The 4,769-nt window shown below is 39.0% G+C and carries 4 protein-coding genes; 3 read left to right on the top strand and 1 reads right to left on the bottom strand.

Going from position 1 to position 4,769, the window contains the following annotated elements:
• Positions 1 to 33: 33 nt before the first annotated feature.
• Complete coding sequence (locus ACLRYO_RS09470; protein ID WP_243039672.1) at positions 34 to 519, bottom strand: ATP-binding cassette domain-containing protein; 486 nt, start codon at positions 517 to 519, stop codon at positions 34 to 36.
• A gap of 909 nt (positions 520 to 1,428) precedes the next feature.
• Between ACLRYO_RS09470 and istA the strand changes: the two genes are divergently transcribed.
• From istA to ACLRYO_RS09455, 3 genes are all read left to right on the top strand, one after another.
• Positions 1,429 to 3,006, top strand: a complete 1,578-nt coding sequence (gene istA / locus ACLRYO_RS09465; RefSeq protein WP_272108426.1) for an IS21 family transposase — start codon at positions 1,429 to 1,431, stop codon at positions 3,004 to 3,006.
• The gene (locus ACLRYO_RS09460) at positions 2,993 to 3,742 is read left to right on the top strand and encodes an ATP-binding protein (protein ID WP_413084860.1); all 750 of its coding nucleotides are present in this window, start codon (positions 2,993 to 2,995) and stop codon (positions 3,740 to 3,742) included. Before istA ends, ACLRYO_RS09460 begins: the two co-directional genes overlap by 14 nt.
• 233 nt (positions 3,743 to 3,975) lie before the next feature.
• Positions 3,976 to 4,698, top strand: a complete 723-nt coding sequence (locus ACLRYO_RS09455; RefSeq protein WP_272108424.1) for a class I SAM-dependent methyltransferase — start codon at positions 3,976 to 3,978, stop codon at positions 4,696 to 4,698.
• Positions 4,699 to 4,769: the final 71 nt, after the last annotated feature.

The raw sequence follows: 4,769 nt of genomic DNA, 5'->3' as shown, positions 1-4,769 counted from the left end.
CATCTGAATAAGATGCAGTAGTAATGTTAAATATCAACGATACAGCACACTAGTGACTACAATAGTTGTTCCTTGTTCTTTATTAATCTGTTTTAAAAAAGAAATGACCTTTTTCTTGCCAAGCACATCCAAGCCGAGCGTCGGTTCATCCAAAAAAATAACTTCAGGATTGTGAAGTAGCAGCATCCCAATATCTGCTCTCAATCGTTGTCCAAGACTCAATTCTCTTGCAAAAGTGTTAATTATATCGTGTAAATCTAACAATTCAATTACAAGATTTAAGTTTTTATTGAAGATTTCATCCGGTATCCTCCAAACATCTTTCTTCCACAAATAACTGGTAATTACGGGATGATCCCACCAAAGTTCCGTTCTCTGCCCAAAAAGGATTCCAATTTTTTTCATAAGTTGAACTCTGTCCCTTTTGGGTTCAAAGCCCAGCACACTAACGCTCCCTGCTGTCGGAGAAAGTATTCCAGTTAAAATCTTTATTGTTGTACTTTTACCTGCCTGTGTCAAGTAAGAACCAAAAAAAATTAAGACATTTATTTAATCAAAAAATCACAATTATATGGCAATAAGAACTGCCACATAACTCTAATTTTTTAGTGGTACACCGCATCAAAACAATGATGCGGCTGTATATTATCTCACCCCTTGTACCATGGGAACACGTAGAACCAGTTTAACCACAACTTGCCTGACACTTTATAGCACCCTTTCTCACTACTCATGCCCCCGGCGCTACCCGGATCGTGATTCTATATTACGAAGGTATCATTATCATTTTGGCTTTTAAATTATTGGTCATATAATTCATGGATAAGCGCTGCTCATACCTTTACTTCTTCTATTACGATTCCTAGCATTCACCAATAAGGCAGGTATATCATGGCATAGCTAATTACTCTCCTTCATGTTCTATAACATGTCCAAAATGTTTTGGTATTCTCTAAGGAAGATTTTACAAAATGTCATTTATGACACATAAAACTCAATAATCTTCCACCGTGCCGATATTCTATTGTCAAGGTTCAATACTCTAAATTATAGAGCCAAAGAGTTCACATCATAATGGTGAATTTAAATATTTTTGATGTGCTACAAACTCATTCTACCTGAATTCCTTATTTTTCACCATTGCCTGCCAGTCCATAATTAATAACAAGACTATACATAGTAATTTAAGATATAAAAAGAGCTAAATTTTCAATTTTGACATTTTCATCAATTATCTTTACTGAATATTCCGCGCGTGGCGTACTACCAATCCGCGCATTGATACCACCCGTCCATAACAGTAGTACCGGTTCTTTGATATCTTAATCCACCGCAATCGTACCGCCAATCCATGACAATGATACCGTTTTCTTTTATCTTATAAGTAGAACCATCCGGTTCAAATCTAAGATAAAGGAGGCCATCATCATGGCAAATAAGATCAAAGTCAAACTGATTTTGGAACTGCGGGACGCTCACATGTCTCAGAACAGTATTGCTGCAACTCGAAACATGTCCAAGTCTTCTGTCAGCGAGGTATGCAAAATCGCTGACGAAAAGAGGATCCGCTATGCAGATGTGAAAGAACTATCAGAAGATGAAGTATATCAGATGTTCTTTCCTGATAAGTATACGGATCTGAGCGGGCTTTATGAATTACCGGTATATGACCAGGTTCACTCTGAACTGAAGAAAGTAGGCGTCACGCTGAAGCTTCTCTGGAAAGAGTATAAGGCTGACTGCCAGGCAAAAGGCTGCATGCCTGTCGGATACTCCAAATACTGCGAGGATTATGGTAAATATGTTGAGAGGCAGGCTCTTACCAATCATCTCATCCACAAACCCGGCATCCGCTGCGAAGTTGACTGGAGTGGTCCTACCATGAAGTATGTGGATTCCAACACTGGAGAGATTGTAAAGGTATATCTCTTTGTCGCAACCCTTCCGTACAGTCAGTATTCGTATGTTGAACCCTGTCTTGATATGAAACAGAATACGTGGCTCAGATGCCATATCAACATGTATCAGTTCTTCGATGGCGTGCCTGTAAGGACTGTTTGTAACAACTTGAAAGTAAGGGTTATTAAACACCCAAAAGAAGGAGACATCATCCTTAACAATGCTTATGAAGAACTCGGAAATCATTATTGTACTGCTATCATGCCCACCGGAGTCCGCAAACCTAAGCAAAAAGCTTCCGTAGAAGGGACTGTTGGTCAGATTGCCACAGCGATTATCGCAAAACTGAGAAAGGAAGAGTTTCATTCTTTTGGTGAATTAAAAATCGCTGTACGTCAGGCACTGACAGCCTTTAACGAAGCTCCATTCCAAAAGCGAGACGGCAGTCGCTATCTGGTGTATTTAGAGGAAAAGCCTTACCTTCATGATTTACCGGTATTGCCATACGAAATCTGTGAGTGGAAACATGGTGTAAAAGTTTATCCTGACTGCCATATCGTGTTCCAGAAAAACCATTATTCCTGCCCGTTCCATTACCGTGGCAGGGAAGTGAGTGTAAAGACTGCCGATACGCTTCTTGAAATCTATTATAATCACGAGCGTATCGCCACCCACCCTAAGTTCCCCGAGTATCGGAGCAACGGATGGAGCACCCATAAGGAAGATATGCCAGACGAATACAACCAGCCTGAGATGGACGAAGGCCGCATCAAACGATGGGCCGCTTCCATAGGAGAAAATACTGCCGAGGTAATCGATCGTATTTTCCGCAGTGTAAACATAAAAGAACAGGGCTATAACTCAGCCCTGTCGGTTTTACATCTAGCAAAGACGTATTCCGAAGAGCGTCTGGAAATCGCATGTGAAATCGCTCTCGCCAGTATACGGATACCCCGTTATCATCATCTTAAAGCGATTCTTTCTGGGAATCAAGATAAGATTTATCTTGCCGGAAAGGAAGAAGCCGAAACCCGTCAAAAGAACAGTAACGTCCGTGGGTATGTCCGTGGCGCCGCTTATTATGGAGGTTATGATGATGATAAATGATGAAACACGACGCAAACTGGAAGAACTCAGTCTTGACGAAATGATACATGCTTTGGAAATACAATCCAACCAGCAGAGCTGCCTTACCCTTTCTTTTGAAGAAAGATTCCAGCTGCTTGTTGACTATACATATCAGGAAAAATATACAAACAAGGTAAAACGTCTTATAAAAGTGGCAAAGTTCCGTTTTCCACAGGCAAATGTAGATGACATTTACTACACTGACAGGCATCTGGACCGCAACAAAGTCTTAAGCGTTGCCAGTTGTCAGTTTATAAATACCTGCACAAATATCATAATTGACGGATTTACCGGTTCCGGCAAGTCATATCTGGGTTGCGCCATCGGTAAAGCAGCCTGCCGTCAGGGATACCGGACAAGATATATCCGGATGTCTGATCTGATGCAGATGCATGATGAAGCTGCAACTACAGTTACCGGAGTGTCAAAGCTGATCAAGAAATTTGAAAACTATACACTCCTGATTTTGGATGAATGGTTAGTTGATGACCTTTCACGCCAGCAGGAACACTTTCTATTTGAACTGATTGAACGCCGGTATACTGACAAAAGCACCGTCTTCTGTACACAGTACCGCATCGAGGATTGGCACGTACGCTTAGGCGGAGGCATCCATGCAGATGCCATCATTGACCGCATCGTGAATAATTCGATCAAGATTTATTCCGGCGATCTCAACATGCGTCAGGTTAAAGCAGTAAATATACATGAATAAAAAATAATAGTGTTTGGTACCGCTCTGCAGAGCGGTACTGACCAGCGTGCTGCCAGTACGATTACTGCGGATTGGCAGTATCTAAAAATACGATTCGTGGTACGAATCGAGTGGAATAATCATCTTTACAACATAAGAATAATACATTATTATAGACTATAAAAAGATACCCTTAATTAATTCAACAGTTTGTAAGTGGTAGTAGTCGTTCAATATATCAGGGAGGTAAACAAATGCAAAAAGAAACACTTGATAAGAGAATACTAGATATTAGAAATGCAGAAAAAATATCACATTCGCTATTATATAATACGACAAAATTGTATGATCCTGGAACATGGTTAGAGAAACCGATAAAAACAATAATTAATTTAATTCCCCTTTTTAATGGCTTTCAAAAACTCTGCATCCTTGATTTAGGTTGCGGGGTGGGAAGAAATTGTATTCCCATAGCTCAAAATTTCTCTAATATTGACTGTAAAATTGACTGTGTTGATATACTAGATTTGGCCATCGATAAATTATATGAATATAGTGCTCAGTACAATGTAAAACAATCTATTAATGGTATTGTAATGCCAATTGAAGAGTTTTTAATATCTCCTAATAGTTACAATTTAATTATAGCTATCTCTGTATTAGAACATATTAATAATGAACAGGCCTTTTTAAATAAGCTCAAAGAAATAAAGGAAGGTGTATGTATTAATGGATTTATATGCCTCATAATAAACTCAGAAATTACAGAGAAGCGTATTGAAGATGAAAGTTTTATTGATCCTCAATTTGAAATTAACATCTCGACCACAAAATTAAAAAAAATATTGGAAGATATTTTTCAAAGCTGGAATTTTGTTAAATATAATGTATCAGCACAACAATATAATATTCCTCGCGAAAATGGTGTCACTGATCTAAATACAAATGTTGTTACATTAGTAGCACAAAAAGTATAAAAAGTCCCCGCAGATTTGAATAATCCGGCTTCCGTGTCCATGCTGTCCGGACTCAGGAAACCGCAAATCCG

Origin of the sequence: Veillonella parvula (genome assembly GCF_047241225.1) — a bacterium.
GTDB lineage: Bacteria > Bacillota > Negativicutes > Veillonellales > Veillonellaceae > Veillonella > Veillonella parvula_O.
The sequence above is the reverse complement of the archived record's forward strand: the minus strand, read 5'-3'. Positions and strand labels throughout refer to the sequence as shown.

What these genes read in the sequence shown, in the direction of transcription:
- ACLRYO_RS09455 (WP_272108424.1), top strand. Translation starts at nt 3,976, where the DNA reads ATGCAAAAAGAAACACTTGATAAGAGAATACTAGATATTAGAAATGCA.
- istA (WP_272108426.1), top strand. Translation starts at nt 1,429, where the DNA reads ATGGCAAATAAGATCAAAGTCAAACTGATTTTGGAACTGCGGGACGCT.
- ACLRYO_RS09460 (WP_413084860.1), top strand. Translation starts at nt 2,993, where the DNA reads ATGATGATAAATGATGAAACACGACGCAAACTGGAAGAACTCAGTCTT.